We start from the raw sequence: 16,254 nt of genomic DNA, 5'->3' as shown, positions 1-16,254 counted from the left end.
GAAAAACAGCAGTAAAAACCTCTACAGGCTTGTAGCTCAGGTGGTTAGAGCGCACCCCTGATAAGGGTGAGGTCGGTGGTTCAAGTCCACTCAGGCCTACCAAATTTGCGAAGCAAATTTGAAGAGGTTGGTAAAACGATGGGGCTATAGCTCAGCTGGGAGAGCGCCTGCTTTGCACGCAGGAGGTCTGCGGTTCGATCCCGCATAGCTCCACCATCTTTTACTGCGAACACAAGAAAACTTCAGAGTGAACCTGAAAAGGTGCACTGCGAAGTTTTGCTCTTTAAAAATCTGGATCAAGCTGAAAATTGAAACGACACACATATTATGTGTGTTCGAGTCTCTCAAATTTTCGCAAGTCGGTGATGAATCGAAAGAAACATCTTCGGGTTGTGAGGTTAAGCGACTAAGCGTACACGGTGGATGCCCTGGCAGTCAGAGGCGATGAAGGACGTGCTAATCTGCGAAAAGCGCCGGCGAGGTGATATGAACCTTTGACCCGGCGATGTCCGAATGGGGAAACCCAGTGTGTTCCGACACACTATCGTTAACTGAATACATAGGTTAACGAGGCGAACCGGGGGAACTGAAACATCTAAGTACCCCGAGGAAAAGAAATCAACCGAGATTCCCCCAGTAGCGGCGAGCGAACGGGGAGCAGCCCAGAGTCTGAATCAGCTTGTGTGTTAGTGGAAGCGTCTGGAAAGTCGCACGGTACAGGGTGATAGTCCCGTACACGAAAATGCACAGGTTGTGAACTCGAAGAGTAGGGCGGGACACGTGGTATCCTGTCTGAATATGGGGGGACCATCCTCCAAGGCTAAATACTCCTGACTGACCGATAGTGAACCAGTACCGTGAGGGAAAGGCGAAAAGAACCCCGGCGAGGGGAGTGAAAAAGAACCTGAAACCGTGTACGTACAAGCAGTGGGAGCACCCTTGTGGTGTGACTGCGTACCTTTTGTATAATGGGTCAGCGACTTATATTCTGTAGCAAGGTTAACCGTATAGGGGAGCCGAAGGGAAACCGAGTCTTAACTGGGCGTTAAGTTGCAGGGTATAGACCCGAAACCCGGTGATCTAGCCATGGGCAGGTTGAAGGTTGGGTAACACTAACTGGAGGACCGAACCGACTAATGTTGAAAAATTAGCGGATGACTTGTGGCTGGGGGTGAAAGGCCAATCAAACCGGGAGATAGCTGGTTCTCCCCGAAAGCTATTTAGGTAGCGCCTCGTGAACTCATCTTCGGGGGTAGAGCACTGTTTCGGCTAGGGGGCCATCCCGGCTTACCAACCCGATGCAAACTACGAATACCGAAGAATGTTATCACGGGAGACACACGGCGGGTGCTAACGTCCGTCGTGAAGAGGGAAACAACCCAGACCGCCAGCTAAGGTCCCAAAGTCATGGTTAAGTGGGAAACGATGTGGGAAGGCACAGACAGCCAGGATGTTGGCTTAGAAGCAGCCATCATTTAAAGAAAGCGTAATAGCTCACTGGTCGAGTCGGCCTGCGCGGAAGATGTAACGGGGCTAAACCATGCACCGAAGCTGCGGCAGCGACGCTTATGCGTTGTTGGGTAGGGGAGCGTTCTGTAAGCCGTTGAAGGTGTCCTGTGAGGGGCGCTGGAGGTATCAGAAGTGCGAATGCTGACATAAGTAACGATAATGCGGGTGAAAAGCCCGCACGCCGGAAGACCAAGGGTTCCTGTCCAACGTTAATCGGGGCAGGGTGAGTCGACCCCTAAGGCGAGGCCGAAAGGCGTAGTCGATGGGAAACAGGTTAATATTCCTGTACTTGGTGTTACTGCGAAGGGGGGACGGAGAAGGCTATGTTAGCCGGGCGACGGTTGTCCCGGTTTAAGCATGTAGGCGGAGGTTCCAGGTAAATCCGGTACCTTATTAACGCTGAGGTGTGATGACGAGGCACTACGGTGCTGAAGTAACAAATGCCCTGCTTCCAGGAAAAGCCTCTAAGCATCAGGTAACATCAAATCGTACCCCAAACCGACACAGGTGGTCAGGTAGAGAATACCAAGGCGCTTGAGAGAACTCGGGTGAAGGAACTAGGCAAAATGGTGCCGTAACTTCGGGAGAAGGCACGCTGATATGTAGGTGAAGCCCCTGCGGGTGGAGCTGAAATCAGTCGAAGATACCAGCTGGCTGCAACTGTTTATTAAAAACACAGCACTGTGCAAACACGAAAGTGGACGTATACGGTGTGACGCCTGCCCGGTGCCGGAAGGTTAATTGATGGGGTTAGCGGCAACGCGAAGCTCTTGATCGAAGCCCCGGTAAACGGCGGCCGTAACTATAACGGTCCTAAGGTAGCGAAATTCCTTGTCGGGTAAGTTCCGACCTGCACGAATGGCGTAATGATGGCCAGGCTGTCTCCACCCGAGACTCAGTGAAATTGAACTCGCTGTGAAGATGCAGTGTACCCGCGGCAAGACGGAAAGACCCCGTGAACCTTTACTATAGCTTGACACTGAACACTGGTCCTTGATGTGTAGGATAGGTGGGAGGCTTTGAAGCGTGGACGCCAGTCTGCGTGGAGCCGACCTTGAAATACCACCCTTTAATGGCTGGTGTTCTAACGTAGACCCGTAATCCGGGTTGCGGACAGTGTCTGGTGGGTAGTTTGACTGGGGCGGTCTCCTCCCAAAGAGTAACGGAGGAGCACGAAGGTTAGCTAATCCTGGTCGGACATCAGGAGGTTAGTGCAATGGCATAAGCTAGCTTGACTGCGAGAGTGACGGCTCGAGCAGGTGCGAAAGCAGGTCATAGTGATCCGGTGGTTCTGAATGGAAGGGCCATCGCTCAACGGATAAAAGGTACTCCGGGGATAACAGGCTGATACCGCCCAAGAGTTCATATCGACGGCGGTGTTTGGCACCTCGATGTCGGCTCATCACATCCTGGGGCTGAAGTAGGTCCCAAGGGTATGGCTGTTCGCCATTTAAAGTGGTACGCGAGCTGGGTTTAGAACGTCGTGAGACAGTTCGGTCCCTATCTGCCGTGGGCGCTGGAGAATTGAGGGGGGCTGCTCCTAGTACGAGAGGACCGGAGTGGACGCATCACTGGTGTTCGGGTTGTCATGCCAATGGCATTGCCCGGTAGCTAAATGCGGAAAAGATAAGTGCTGAAAGCATCTAAGCACGAAACTTGCCCCGAGATGAGTTCTCCCTGACCCTTTAAGGGTCCTGAAGGAACGTTGAAGACTACGACGTTGATAGGTCGGGTGTGTAAGCGCAGCGATGCGTTGAGCTAACCGATACTAATGAACCGTGAGGCTTAACCTTACAACGCCGAAGCTGTTTCGGCGAAGAGACGACACATTCAACTCAGCTTGATACAGATTAACAGAATTTGCCTGGCGGCTTTAGCGCGGTGGTCCCACCTGACCCCATGCCGAACTCAGAAGTGAAACGCCGTAGCGCCGATGGTAGTGTGGGGTCTCCCCATGTGAGAGTAGGGAACTGCCAGGCATCAAATAAGTGAAGAGGCCATCCGGAAGGATGGCCTTTTTGCGTTTATACGCTGCACAAACTAATCCCCCAACGCCCTGCTTATACGGTAAACTACCTGCGTTTTTGCATCAGGATAGCGTCTATGAACCACTCCCTTAAGCCCTGGAATACCTTTGGCATTCAACGCAATGCTAATCAAATTGTACGTGCCGATACTGCACAGCAGCTGCTGGATGCATGGCAAAACGCGACAGAAAATAACGAACCCGTACTGATTCTGGGCGAAGGAAGTAATGTCCTGTTTCTCGATGATTTTGCGGGAACGGTGATCGTTAACCGCATCATGGGCATTGATGTGGAAGAGCGTGCCGACAGCTGGCACGTGCACGTGGGGGCCGGAGAAAACTGGCATCAGCTGGTGCAATTTACCCTCGAAAAAGGGATGCCGGGTCTGGAAAACCTTGCGCTTATTCCAGGCTGCGCCGGATCGTCACCTATTCAAAACATCGGCGCCTACGGCATCGAACTGAAACATGTCTGTGAATATGTCGACTGCATCGAACTGGCGACCGGAACGGCTAAGCGTTTAACGGCAGAACAGTGCCGATTTGGCTATCGTGACAGTATCTTCAAACATGAATATCAGGACCGCTACGTGATTGTCGCCGTGGGTCTGCGCCTGTCGAAGAACTGGCAGCCGGTGCTGACCTACGGGGATTTAACGCGTCTCGATCCGACTACCGTTACCGCCCGCGACGTCTTTGACTCGGTTTGCCATATGCGAATGACCAAACTTCCCGATCCAAAAGTAAACGGAAACGCTGGGAGTTTCTTCAAAAACCCGGTTATCAGCAGCGAAAATGCAAAAGTCTTTCTTGAAGGATGGCCAGCAGCGCCACATTATCCTCAGGCGGGTGGCAGCGTGAAGCTGGCCGCGGGGTGGCTCATCGATCAATGCCAGCTAAAAGGCGCTTCAGTAGGCGGTGCCGCCGTTCACCAACTGCAGGCCCTGGTACTGATTAATCAACGCGATGCGACCAGCGATGATGTCGTACAGCTGGCTCATTATGTTCGTCAGCGTGTGGGCGAAAAGTTTAACGTCTGGCTGGAGCCAGAAGTTCGCTTCATTGGCCGCACAGGTGAAGTCAATGCCGTGGAGGCCATCGCGTGAAAGACAATACTATCCCCTTAACCCTGATTAGCATCCTTGCTGACGGTGAGTTTCATTCTGGCGAGCAGCTGGGTGAACAGCTTGGCATGAGCCGTGCCGCCATTAACAAGCATATTCAGACGCTTCGCGACTGGGGTGTTGATGTGTTCACGGTTCCCGGAAAAGGCTACAGCCTGCCGGAGCCTATTCAATTGCTGAATGAAGAAGCGATCCGCAGCCAGATTGGACACGGCAATGTTGCGGTGCTGCCGGTGATTGATTCGACGAACCAGTACCTTCTGGATCGTCTGCCTGAGCTAAAATCAGGCGATGCCTGCGTTGCTGAATATCAACAGGCCGGTCGTGGCCGTCGCGGACGCAAATGGTTTTCGCCATTTGGCGCTAACCTCTATCTGTCCATGTACTGGCGACTCGATCAGGGCCCGGCCGCTGCCATTGGCCTGAGTCTGGTCATCGGCATCGTCATGGCGGAAGTGCTGCACGATCTGGGAGCAGATAAGGTACGCGTTAAATGGCCTAATGACCTGTACCTCAACGATCGTAAACTTGCCGGTATTCTTGTCGAACTGACGGGAAAAACGGGCGATGCGGCACAGATCGTCATTGGCGCAGGCCTCAATATGGTGATGCGCAATGTACAAAATGATGTGGTGAATCAGGCCTGGACTAATCTCCAGGAGGCGGGGATCGTCATCGATCGTAACACCCTTTCCGTGCGTATGATTAAAGAGTTGCGCAGCTCACTCACGCTTTTTGAACAGGAAGGGCTGGCACCGTTCCTGTCTCGTTGGGAAAAGCTGGATAACTTCATCAACCGCCCGGTGAAATTGCTGATTGGTGATAAAGAGATCTACGGGACTTCCCGCGGTATTGACGCACAGGGCGCGCTGCTCCTGGAGCAGGATGGCGTGATCAAACCCTGGATGGGCGGTGAGATTTCACTGCGAAGTGCCGAATAACCGGATTGAGTTAATTATGCGAAAACCCGTCTGCGCGACGCTGGCCGTCATGATGAGTCTGCTGTTCTCGCCTCTCTCTCATGCGGATCGGGCCTGGGAGAGTTACAAGGCCCGCTTTTTCAAACCGGAAGGTCGCATTGTCGATACCGGCAATGGCGGCGTGTCGCATACGGAAGGCCAGGGTTTTGCCATGCTGATGGCGGTGGCCAACGACGATAAAGCCACGTTCGATAAGCTCTGGCAATGGACAGACAGTCAGCTGAAGAACAAAGAAAATGGTTTATTCTACTGGCGCTATAACCCCGCAGAGTCCAACCCGGTCGCCGACAAAAACAACGCTGCAGATGGTGATGTGCTGATTGCCTGGGCGTTGATCAAAGCCGACGCCCGCTGGCATGACAAGCGCTACAGCGCCGCATCGGATGCCATTACAAAAGCACTGATTGACCACAGCGTGATCCGCTATGCGGGCTACCGCGTGATGCTGCCCGGCGTCCAGGGATTTAAGCTTGAGGGTGAAGTGGTCCTTAATCCTTCCTATTTCGTGTTTCCGGCCTGGCAGGCCTTCGCCGGACGCAGTCATTTGCCGGTCTGGCGCGATTTGATTAAGGACGGGAAACGTCTGCTGGGGAAAATGGGCTCTGGCAAAGCGAATCTGCCCGCTGACTGGGTTTCACTGGCATCTGGCGGCAAGCTGGCCCCGGCTAAAGGCTGGCCGCCGCGGATGAGCTATGACGCGATTCGTATTCCGCTATACCTTGCCTGGTCTGATAAGCAAAGCCCGCTGCTGACGCCGTGGAAGGCCTGGTTCGGTCAGTTCCCCCGGGAACAAACTCCCGCCTGGGTTAACGTCACGACCAACGAATATGCGCCCTACATGATGGAAGGCGGCCTGTTGGCCGTGCGTGATTTAACGATGGGACAGCCTTCTGGAGAACCCGAAATTACCTCTAAAGACGACTACTATTCGGCAAGTCTGAAAATGCTGGTGTGGATCGCCCAGCAATAATGTCGACATTGTCCCTCTCCCCGATGGGGAGAGGGACGTCATACCGTGTTACTGCGGATACGGTACCCAATCCCCGCCGTTCAGGCGAACGTACGGTTTGTTTTGATATTGAATGACGACCGCGTTGGCGTTCTCGGAAACCTCCGCCGTTTGCGGCAGTTTGCTGGTGAGCTGATCCCAGTTCACGCTATCTTCTACAAACAGCTTGCCGTCAACGGCGCGGGCAACCAGTTCTGAGATTGCCAGATAGCTGGTTGGCTGAGCGATCTCAATCGGTGCGCCCTGATGCGGTGCCTTCATACCGAAGAATTTAATGCCTGCAGGTACGTTGGTGATGGACGGGCTTGGGATATCACGCAGGCCTGACACCTGCATTCTGTCGCCTTTCAGCGCACCACCGTGCTCAGGCACCACAACCACCATCACTTTACGGCCTGATTTTTCCAGCTCCGTGAAGAACGCGTCCAGCTCGTCGAAGAGTTTCTGCGCTCGCACTTTATAATCTGCCGTTTTGCTCACGCCCGGGAAATGGTTACCGTCGTGGAGCGGCAGGGTATTAAAGAACGTCGCGCTGCGTGGATTACTGTCTTTTTCGATGGTCTGCAGCCAGCGTTGCAGGACGGCGGTATCGTCATAAACAGGCGAACCGTCGAAGCCCAGCAGAGAGACAGGAAGACCGGTTTGATCCATCAGCGGTGCCTGCATGCCACCCTGTTCGCGCACCTCTTTCAGGAAGCTACCGAACTGGCCGTTATGCCCCAGCATCAGATGCTGCGTAAAGCCCAGTTTTGCGAGGTTATCGAACAGATAACACTGGTTTCCGGCGGGTTGATACAGGTTTTTATGCGATGTCTGACCGCAGCTTGCACGCAGAAGGCGGATCGCCGCCGGGCCGCTGTACGAGGTGGCAGAGTTGAAATCTTTAAACTGAATATCGAAGTGTGACCACAGCGGATGAGACATCAAACCGGCGGCGTCCACGTCGGCCCAGGAGAGAGAGCAGATGTTGATCACCAGCAGTTCAAACGGCTGAGCATCCGCCGGCAGCGCATCCGGGAATTTAGTCTGTCGCTTGTCTTCCGCGGTATAGAAACTGGAGAGCCAGGCGTTCAGGTTGGTTGAGGTCGGCGGTGCGGTCTGGGTTGGGATATCACCCACCACAGGCGTATCGCCTGCCGTGGTGACGGTTGCCGCTGCGCTTCCCCCTGTGGTGGTCACCGTGGTGGTCGGTTGACCGGCAGGCCACAGCGAAAAGCTTGGCCCAGCCAGCGTCAGCACGTTAAGCCAGACCATAATCGCGACGACAAACACCGTGACGCGGATCCACTGTGACAGGAACAGCCAGGCAACCAGCAGCACAAATACCGCGCCAATCATCTGCCAGTTAATAAAGCGCTCGGTCAGATCGAGGACATAGCTGGCGCTAAAGCCCGCCACCTGCGACCCCTGGCTCATAATGCTGTCCGGCCCCGGTAGCCAGGTATCATGCCAGAACAGCGCAAAGCCGAGAGGGATGGCTACCCAGTGACGTAAGCGATGCAGCCTGATATTCGGCAGCGGCATCAGCAGGAAGGCCATAAACACGAGGTTGAGAAGGGGATGGAAATTCAGATAGCCTGCCCACAGCAGACCAAACTTCACCAGAAAGTAGAAGTTCCAGCCGGAAAGGCCGCGCCAGTATTGCCAGAGCGGCGAGGGTGCCGAAGCGGTATAGGTAGAATTAGTCATGTTTTCGGTCTGCCTTGACGTGTGATGCCCGTGTCAGTGTTCCGGCTGGTTTTACGTAGCGAGGTTTGATAAAGAGCACTCTGGCCGTATCACGGATACGGCGTATGGAATGGCGCGCATAGTAGCCAAGCGGGAAAAAGATCAGCGCACAGAATATAACCAGTTGAATGATATCGCTGATATTCATGATGATGCGTTCTCCGCGTTGTCTGTTAATAAGCGAAGGGGTTCCGGAACCCGACGCCAGACGTGTCCATCATGTCTGGCATTGAGGATCGGTTTGGCATCGCTCTTGATAGCGAGCGGCTTAACCCATTGTTCAGGCTGGAGCGCACGCATCTGCACCAGCTCCGCGCCGATCGTATTATCTTCGAACCAAATCATACGGTTCGAGAAAATGTCCCCGGTAGGCAGGGGGAAGATGTGGTTAAGCGCCGTATCGAGATCGTTTACCCGGCAGAAGGACAAAAACAGCACCAGGCGATTGTCGCCGATGGTCATGATGTCCCCTGTACGGTTCGGGCGACATAGGGTGAGAGCCTGTTCAACGCGAATACCCGGTACAGGACGCAGGGCGACCATAACCCCTTTTCCGTCAGCAGGAAGAAGCGTGTTGCTCATCATGTTGCCAACGGCGTCGCAGAAGGTATCCCATTTTTGGTATCCACGCAGCTTCATCGGCTGCGTCATGGAGAGCAGCGTGGAAATATCTTCCGGTACATGGCGGCTAAACTGCTGGCCCTGAACGCTTTCGATAAGCGTCAGGCAGCGTGACAACGGCGCATTCCATGGAATAACCATATTGGCGCCGCAGCCCAGAAGCAGGCGCTCATCGGTGGCGCGCAGGCTGGTATTATTTTCGCGCACGATGATTTTCAACGCACTGCCGCGCTGGCGGCGTAAGGTGTGGATTTGCCTTGCCAGCGTCTCAATCTGGTTATTCTGCATCAGCGAGAAAATAATGGTTGCCGCCTGGGTTGTGCGGGCTTCATGGAAAAGGGCTTCGTTTGATTCAAACAGTGACCAGTTTTCCGACAGGGCAGGTGCTCCCTCTAAAACCGCGATATGGCTCAGGATGCGTTTTTCGTCACTGCGCGGCTGCACCACGGTTTCTTCCTGCTGCGCCAGGTGCCACTCGCCCTCGATATGTTTCAGCGTAAGCTGCTGCCTGGCGCTCACGCCTTTTTCATTACACCAGAAGGCAATATCGTAGAGATAGCTGCCCGCCTGGTCACGAATGCTTGCCAGACCAAACAGGGTGCGATATTCGCCCATTAAAAGTGAAAACAGCTTGTCATTATTACTGCCGGGATTGACTATCAATAGCGTGCAATTTTGAAATTTTGCCCATTTATTGATTTTTTCCAGCCACGGCAGCAGTTTTTCAGCAGGCATATTTTGCAGGACGTTATTTGCACATTTCAGAATCACTAAATAGTGATCCGGATCAATAGAGCACTGAACGTCGCGGGACAAAAAGTATAGACTATCGGCTTCCGATGTCATGGAAAATAATCGCACCGTCTGGGGGCCGCGACCACTTTCAAGCGCGATAATTTTTCTGGGCTCTTCGCCCATGCTAATGACGGCCACGCGGGAATCCTTATCCTGAGCAGCAATTGTCTGGTTTACCAGACTGATAGCATCTTCATTACGGTCCGTATTAATCCACCAGACTCCTCCGACTGGCATGTGGCTCAATTCGTCCCATAATGACTGGATGCCAATAGAAAATATGGAGTCCACGGTGTCCCTCTTTTCGTCTAATTTATCTGTATCTCAGTTTACTAGCGAAAGCGTAGAAATAAACCTAACATTGAAATTAAAGAACATCAGATTTAGCATGTAAATGAAATTTCATAGGGCAGGACGCCTCGCTACTTCTGATCTGGCGATTCTACGCAAAGGGATGGAAAAAGAATGGATAATAACGAACCCGGAACCCCAGTCGACTCGACCCTGGGTTACACATTCCAAAACGATTTTCTGGCGCTGACGCAGGCCTTTTCTTTACCTGAAATAGATTACACCGATATTTCCCAGCGGGAACAGTTGGCCGCGGCTATTAAACGCTGGCCGTTATTAGCTGAATTCGCCAATCAACAATAAGGGAGCCATTGATGGCCATACTCGGATTACAGGGTGTCCGTGGCGGTGTGGGTACCACATCTGTTACCGCGGCGCTGGCGTGGTCATTACAGCTTTTAGGTGAATCGGTGCTGGTTATTGACGCCTGCGCCGATAATTTGCTGCGTATGTCGTTTAACGTCGACTTCACTCGTGAAGAGGGCTGGGCCCGCGCGCTGCTTGATGATAAAGACTGGCAGGATGCAGGGATGCGCTATACCTCCCAGCTCGATCTGCTGCCGTTTGGTCAACTGACCACCACGGAACGCGAGAATGAAGCCGCGTATCAGCGCCTGTTTTCGCAGTTCACGCTGGCGCTGCAGACCCTGAAAGAAAAGGGGCATTACAAGTGGATCCTGCTGGATCTGCCGCACGGCGCCGGCACGCTGACCCGACAGCTTATCGCCCAGTGCGATCATGTGCTCTCGATCGTCAACGTCGATGCGAACTGCCATATCCGCCTGCATCAGCAGGGGCTACCTCAAAATGGCCATATCCTGATTAACGATTTGCGCATTGGCAGCCAGATCCAGGACGATCTGTATCAGGTCTGGCTGCAAAGCCAGCGCCGTCTGCTTCCCATTGTCATCCATCGTGATGAGGGAATGGCGGAATGCCTTGCGTCTAAGCAACCGCTCGGCGAATACCGTAGTGATTCACTGGCGGCAGAAGAGATCCTGACGCTGGCTAACTGGTGTCTGCTGAACTTCGCCAACAGGGCGGAGCATGCAGGGAGTTCTGTATGAGTCGTCTCGCCAGCTGGTTACTCATCCCGCCGGTCAGTTCGCGTTTGAGCGAACGCTATCGGCATTTCCGCCGGCACGGTGCTTCGGCATTTAGCGCCGCGCTCGGCTGTTTCTGGATGATTCTGGCCTGGATGTTTATTCCCCTCGAACACCCGCGCTGGCAGCGCATACGTGCCCGGCACAGTGAGCTCTATCCGCACATTAATCCCGACCGGCCGCGTCCTTTGGATCCGGCGCGTTATCTTATTCAGGCCATCTGGCTGGTGGCCACCTCATCCCGCTCAGAGAGAATAACGCCGCACTGGCGCAGCTTCTCCCGCGTGCAGCAGTTACGTGAACGCTACCACCAATGGCTGGACAGACTGCCCAACAGCGTAAGCGATAAGACCAGCCATCTGGATAACCACAAAGAGCTCGGGCATCTCCACCCGGGCTTGCGGCGTTTTATCCTCGGCGTGATCGTCGTGTTCTCGCTCATTCTGGCGCTGGTCTGTATTACGCAACCTTTCAACCCTCTGGCGCAGTTCACCTTCCTGATCCTGCTGTGGGGCGTGGCGCTGCTGGTCCGCCGTATTCCGGGACGTTTCTCGGCGCTGATGCTGATTGTGTTGTCGTTGACCGTCTCCTGTCGCTACATCTGGTGGCGTTATACCTCAACCCTGAACTGGGACGACCCGGTCAGCCTGGTGTGCGGCCTGGTGCTGCTGTTTGCAGAAACCTACGCCTGGATCGTGCTGGTGCTGGGCTATTTCCAGGTCATTTGGCCGCTCAACCGCCAGCCGGTTCCGCTGCCTAAAAACACCGCGCAGTGGCCGTCTGTTGATCTCTTTGTACCGACCTACAACGAAGATCTGAGCGTGGTGAAAAACACCATTTATGCCGCGCTGGGCATCGACTGGCCGAAAGACAAGCTCAAGGTCTGGATCCTGGATGACGGCAACCGCCCGGCATTCCGCCAGTTTGCAGAGGAGGTCGGCGTCGAGTACATCGCCCGCCCGACTCACGAACATGCGAAAGCCGGGAACATCAACAACGCGTTGAAGTACGCCACAGGGGAGTTTGTCTCGATCTTTGACTGTGACCACGTGCCGACGCGCTCGTTTCTGCAGATGACCATGGGCTGGTTCCTGAAGGAGAAAGAGCTGGCGATGATGCAGACGCCGCACCACTTCTTCTCGCCGGATCCGTTTGAACGTAACCTTGGCCGTTTCCGTAAAACCCCGAACGAAGGCACGCTGTTCTATGGCCTGGTGCAGGACGGAAACGACATGTGGGATGCCACCTTTTTCTGCGGCTCCTGTGCGGTTATCCGCCGCAAACCGCTGGATGAAATTGGCGGAATCGCCGTCGAAACGGTCACTGAAGATGCGCACACCTCTCTGCGCCTGCACCGTCGTGGCTATACCTCAGCCTATATGCGTATTCCGCAGGCTGCCGGTCTGGCAACGGAGTCACTGTCGGCGCACATTGGTCAGCGTATTCGCTGGGCGCGCGGGATGGTGCAGATTTTCCGTCTCGATAACCCACTGATAGGGAAAGGGCTCAAGCTGGCGCAACGTCTCTGCTACGTCAACGCCATGTTCCACTTCTTATCCGGTATCCCGCGGCTAATCTTCCTGACCGCGCCGCTGGCGTTCCTGCTCCTTCACGCTTATATCATTTACGCCCCGGCGCTGATGATTGCGCTGTTTGTTCTGCCGCACATGATCCACGCGAGCCTGACGAACTCGAAGATACAGGGTAAATACCGCCATTCCTTCTGGAGTGAAATCTACGAAACGGTGCTGGCCTGGTACATCGCGCCGCCGACGATGGTGGCGCTGATTAACCCGCATAAAGGGAAATTCAACGTCACCGCGAAGGGCGGCCTGGTGGAAGAAGAGTACGTCGACTGGGTGATCTCCCGTCCGTATATCTTCCTGGTATTGCTGAATATCGTTGGCGTCATCGCCGGTATCTGGCGTTACTTCTACGGCCCGGAAAACGAAATCCTGACCGTCTTCGTCAGTATGGCCTGGGTCTTCTACAACCTGATTATCCTCGGCGGCGCGGTAGCGGTGTCGGTGGAGAGCAAACAGGTTCGTCGCGCGCATCGCGTTGAAATCTGCATGCCTGCGGCGATCGCCCGTGAAGATGGCCACCTCTTCTCCTGTACCGTGCACGACTTCTCTGACGGTGGTCTGGGGATCAAAATCAACGGCCAGGCGAAGGTGCTGGAAGGGCAAAAAGTTAACCTGCTGCTTAAGCGCGGTCAGCAGGAGTATGTCTTCCCGACGCAGGTGGTTCGCGTGGCGGGCAATGAAGTCGGTCTGCAGCTGATGCCGTTGACCAAAAAGCAACATATCGATTTTGTGCAGTGTACGTTTGCCCGCGCGGATACGTGGGCTCTCTGGCAGGACAGCTTCCCGGAAGATAAACCACTGGAAAGCCTGCTGGATATTCTGAAGCTGGGGTTCCGTGGCTATCGTCACCTTGCAGAATTTGCCCCGTCGTCGGTGAAATTAATATTCCGGTCACTTACTTCGCTGGTTTCCTGGGTCGTGTCGTTCATTCCTCGTCGCCCTGAGCGGGATGAGGCGAAGCAGGCGGACCCGGTTATGGCTCAACAATGATGATAACGCGATGAAAACAAAACTTTCCTGGTTATGTGCAGTGGCAATGGGGATGAATGTTATCCCCGCAACAATGGCTAACGCAGCTCCTGGTAACGCAGCGGCAACGCCTGCGCCAACGGTACCTGTCGTCGCGCAAGCAACCGATCCGGTTGTCACCGCGGCACCTGGTCAAACAGAAAATATCACGCCAAACCAGCCAACGGAGGGGAACACCCTGCCAGCAGACGGCCAGGTTATCGGGCAGGTGATGCCGGGCGTCCGGGGGGCGAATGCGCCCGTCGTCGCGGACAATGCGCCGTCACGGGACGTGAAGCTGACCTTCGCGCAAATCGCACCGCCTCCGGGCAGTATGGTGCTGCGCGGCATCAACCCTAACGGCGGCATTGAGTTTGGCATGCGCAGCGATGAGGTCGTCTCTAATGCGGTGCTGAACCTTGAATACACCCCGTCACCGTCTCTGCTGCCGACACAGTCTCAGCTGAAGGTCTACCTGAATGATGAGTTGATGGACGTTCTGCCTGTCACGAAAGAGCAGCTGGGCAAGAAAACCCAGGCTCAGGTGCCGATCAACCCGCTGTTCATCACCGACTTTAACCGCATCCGCCTGGAGTTTGTCGGTCACTACCGCGACGTCTGCGAAAACCCGGCCAGCAACACGCTGTGGATGGACGTCGGGCGTAACTCCTCGCTGCAGATGACCTACCAGTCGCTGGCGCTGAAAAACGATCTCTCGGCATTCCCGGTTCCGTTCTTTGATCCGCGCGATAACCGTCCGCTCACGCTGCCGATGGTGTTTGCATCGTCCCCGGACGTGACCGAGCAGCTGGCGGCCACCATTGTGGCGTCCTGGTTTGGTTCACGTGCCGGCTGGCGTGGTCAGAGCTTCCCGGCGATGTATGACAAGCTGCCGGACAGAAATGCCATTGTGTTTGCGACCAACGCGAAACGTCCGGCCTTCCTGCGCGATCATCCGGACGTCAAAGCGCCGACCGTTGAGATGATAAGCCATCCGGAAAACCCGTACGTGAAGCTGCTGGTGGTGTTTGGCCGCGACGATAAAGATCTGGTGCAGGCAGCAAAAGCCATTGCCCAGGGCAACGTCCTTTTCCGCGGTAACAGCGTGGTGGTGGATGAGGTCAAACCGCTGCTGGCGCGTAAACCTTACGATGCGCCAAACTGGGTGCGTACCGACCGTGCGGTGACATTTGGCGAGCTGAAAACCTATGAAGAACAGCTGCAGGCGACGGGGCTTGAGCCCGCGCCGATTAGCCTGTCACTGAATCTGCCGCCGGATCTGTACCTGCTGCGTACCAACGGCATTGATATCAATCTGAACTACCGTTATACCGCGCCAGCGACCAAAGACAGCTCGCGCATGGATATCAGCCTGAACAACCAGTTCCTGCAATCGTTCAGCCTGCAAAGCACGCAGGATACTAACCGCCTGATGCTTCGCCTGCCGGTGTTGCAGGGGCTGCTGGACGGTAAAACGGATGTCTCCATTCCGGCACTGAAGCTGGGTGCGATAAACCAGCTGCGCTTTGACTTCCAGTACATGAACCCGATGCCTGGCGGCTCGGCGGAAAACTGCATTACCTTCCAGCCCGTACAGAACCACGTTGTGATTGGCGATGAGTCGACCATCGACTTCTCGAAGTACTATCACTTCCTGGCGATGCCTGATCTGCGTGCCTTTGCTAACGCGGGCTTCCCGTTCAGCCGCATGGCCGATCTTTCTGACTCCATTGTGGTGATGCCAAAAGCGCCAAGCGAAGGGCAGGTCACGACCCTGCTGGACACCATGGCGACCGTTGGGGGACAGACGGGATTACCGGCGATTAACGTCACGTTGACGGACGATGGCAGCCAGATTCAGAACAAAGACGCTGACATTCTGGTGATCGGTACCATTCCGGACAAGCTTAAGGATGACAAACGTATCGATCTGCTGGTGAAAGCGGCCCAGTCCTGGGTTAACACGCCGCTGCGCCAGACCGAGTTCCCGAGCATTATGCCAGATGCGAACGATCGTCAGGCCAGCGCGCAGACGACGGTCACGTCTCAGGGGGCAATGGCCGCGGTGGTGGGCTTCCAGTCCCCATACAACGACCAGCGCAGCGTGGTGGCTCTCCTGGCGGACAGCCCGCGCGGGTATGAACTGCTCAATACGGCCATGAACGACAGCGGTAAACGTGCCGCGATGTTTGGCTCCGTGTCGGTGATCCGTGAGTCCGGCGTCAATAGCCTGCGCGTGGGCGATGTGTACTACGTGGGCCATCTGCCGTGGTTTGAACGCCTGTGGTATGCAATGTCTAACCATCCGGTTCTGCTCGCCATCCTGGCGGCGGTCAGCGTGGTCTTGCTGGCATGGGTGCTGTGGCGTCTGCTGCGTATCATCAGCCGTCGTCGCCTGAACCCGGATGAGTAAG

Annotated in this window: 10 protein-coding genes, 2 tRNA genes and 2 rRNA genes; 11 read left to right on the top strand and 3 right to left on the bottom strand. The window is 55.0% G+C overall.

All coding sequences use genetic code 11. The annotated features are described in order from the left end of the window. Positions 1 to 25: 25 nt before the first annotated feature. The 7 genes from AC2TE5_RS21810 to AC2TE5_RS21780 all read left to right on the top strand — a co-directional run bounded on the left by AC2TE5_RS21810 (position 26) and on the right by AC2TE5_RS21780 (position 6,609). Positions 26 to 102 (top strand) — tRNA-Ile (locus AC2TE5_RS21810). Positions 103 to 140: 38 nt separating this feature from the next. Continuing rightward, positions 141 to 216 (top strand) — tRNA-Ala (locus AC2TE5_RS21805). Between the two features lie 180 nt (positions 217 to 396). Continuing rightward, positions 397 to 3,302 (top strand): 23S ribosomal RNA (locus AC2TE5_RS21800). Between the two features lie 70 nt (positions 3,303 to 3,372). Beyond that, a 5S ribosomal RNA gene (gene rrf, locus AC2TE5_RS21795) occupies positions 3,373 to 3,488 on the top strand. Positions 3,489 to 3,612: 124 nt separating this feature from the next. Then, the gene (gene murB / locus AC2TE5_RS21790; RefSeq protein WP_484612358.1) at positions 3,613 to 4,641 is read left to right on the top strand and encodes a UDP-N-acetylmuramate dehydrogenase; all 1,029 of its coding nucleotides are present in this window, start codon (positions 3,613 to 3,615) and stop codon (positions 4,639 to 4,641) included. Beyond that, entirely contained in the window at positions 4,638 to 5,600 is a 963-nt protein-coding gene (gene birA / locus AC2TE5_RS21785) for a bifunctional biotin--[acetyl-CoA-carboxylase] ligase/biotin operon repressor BirA (RefSeq protein ID WP_032662113.1), read from the top strand. Before murB ends, birA begins: the two co-directional genes overlap by 4 nt. Before the next feature lie 16 nt (positions 5,601 to 5,616). Next, positions 5,617 to 6,609, top strand: a complete 993-nt coding sequence (locus tag AC2TE5_RS21780; protein WP_484612357.1) for a family 8 glycosyl hydrolase — start codon at positions 5,617 to 5,619, stop codon at positions 6,607 to 6,609. Between the two features lie 48 nt (positions 6,610 to 6,657). Here the strand turns inward: AC2TE5_RS21780 and bcsG are convergent, their stop codons facing one another. Genes bcsG through bcsE form a run of 3 tightly spaced genes read right to left on the bottom strand, consistent with a single transcriptional unit; the run spans position 6,658 to position 10,083 of the window. After that, positions 6,658 to 8,337: a cellulose biosynthesis protein BcsG gene (gene bcsG, locus AC2TE5_RS21775; RefSeq protein ID WP_484612356.1), complete on the bottom strand. Its 1,680-nt coding sequence runs from the start codon at positions 8,335 to 8,337 to the stop codon at positions 6,658 to 6,660. Then, the gene (gene bcsF / locus AC2TE5_RS21770; RefSeq protein WP_024908822.1) at positions 8,330 to 8,527 is read right to left on the bottom strand and encodes a cellulose biosynthesis protein BcsF; all 198 of its coding nucleotides are present in this window, start codon (positions 8,525 to 8,527) and stop codon (positions 8,330 to 8,332) included. The genes bcsG and bcsF overlap by 8 nt, the downstream gene beginning before the upstream one ends. Next, entirely contained in the window at positions 8,521 to 10,083 is a 1,563-nt protein-coding gene (gene bcsE / locus AC2TE5_RS21765) for a cellulose biosynthesis c-di-GMP-binding protein BcsE (RefSeq protein WP_484612355.1), read from the bottom strand. Before bcsE ends, bcsF begins: the two co-directional genes overlap by 7 nt. A 174-nt stretch (positions 10,084 to 10,257) precedes the next feature. Between bcsE and bcsR the strand changes: the two genes are divergently transcribed. Genes bcsR through bcsB form a run of 4 tightly spaced genes read left to right on the top strand, consistent with a single transcriptional unit; the run spans position 10,258 to position 16,253 of the window. Continuing rightward, positions 10,258 to 10,446, top strand: a complete 189-nt coding sequence (gene bcsR, locus AC2TE5_RS21760) for a cellulose biosynthesis protein BcsR (RefSeq protein WP_121426188.1) — start codon at positions 10,258 to 10,260, stop codon at positions 10,444 to 10,446. A gap of 11 nt (positions 10,447 to 10,457) precedes the next feature. Further along, a complete protein-coding gene (gene bcsQ, locus AC2TE5_RS21755; protein ID WP_213329065.1) occupies positions 10,458 to 11,210 on the top strand; it encodes a cellulose biosynthesis protein BcsQ in 753 nt (250 codons plus the stop codon). Beyond that, a complete protein-coding gene (gene bcsA / locus AC2TE5_RS21750; protein ID WP_213329066.1) occupies positions 11,207 to 13,822 on the top strand; it encodes a UDP-forming cellulose synthase catalytic subunit in 2,616 nt (871 codons plus the stop codon). The genes bcsQ and bcsA overlap by 4 nt, the downstream gene beginning before the upstream one ends. Positions 13,823 to 13,832: 10 nt before the next feature. Next, a complete protein-coding gene (gene bcsB, locus AC2TE5_RS21745; RefSeq protein WP_484612354.1) occupies positions 13,833 to 16,253 on the top strand; it encodes a cellulose biosynthesis cyclic di-GMP-binding regulatory protein BcsB in 2,421 nt (806 codons plus the stop codon). The last annotated feature ends 1 nt before the right edge of the window (position 16,254 follow it).

The sequence above is a fragment of the Enterobacter sp. N5-15 genome (genome assembly GCF_057221635.1).
The sequence above is the reverse complement of the archived record's forward strand: the minus strand, read 5'-3'. Positions and strand labels throughout refer to the sequence as shown.

What these genes read in the sequence shown, in the direction of transcription:
- bcsQ (WP_213329065.1), top strand. Translation starts at nt 10,458, where the DNA reads ATGGCCATACTCGGATTACAGGGTGTCCGTGGCGGTGTGGGTACCACA.
- bcsG (WP_484612356.1), bottom strand. Translation starts at nt 8,337, where the DNA reads ATGACTAATTCTACCTATACCGCTTCGGCACCCTCGCCGCTCTGGCAA.
- bcsB (WP_484612354.1), top strand. Translation starts at nt 13,833, where the DNA reads ATGAAAACAAAACTTTCCTGGTTATGTGCAGTGGCAATGGGGATGAAT.
- murB (WP_484612358.1), top strand. Translation starts at nt 3,613, where the DNA reads ATGAACCACTCCCTTAAGCCCTGGAATACCTTTGGCATTCAACGCAAT.
- bcsR (WP_121426188.1), top strand. Translation starts at nt 10,258, where the DNA reads ATGGATAATAACGAACCCGGAACCCCAGTCGACTCGACCCTGGGTTAC.
- bcsA (WP_213329066.1), top strand. Translation starts at nt 11,207, where the DNA reads ATGAGTCGTCTCGCCAGCTGGTTACTCATCCCGCCGGTCAGTTCGCGT.
- AC2TE5_RS21780 (WP_484612357.1), top strand. Translation starts at nt 5,617, where the DNA reads ATGCGAAAACCCGTCTGCGCGACGCTGGCCGTCATGATGAGTCTGCTG.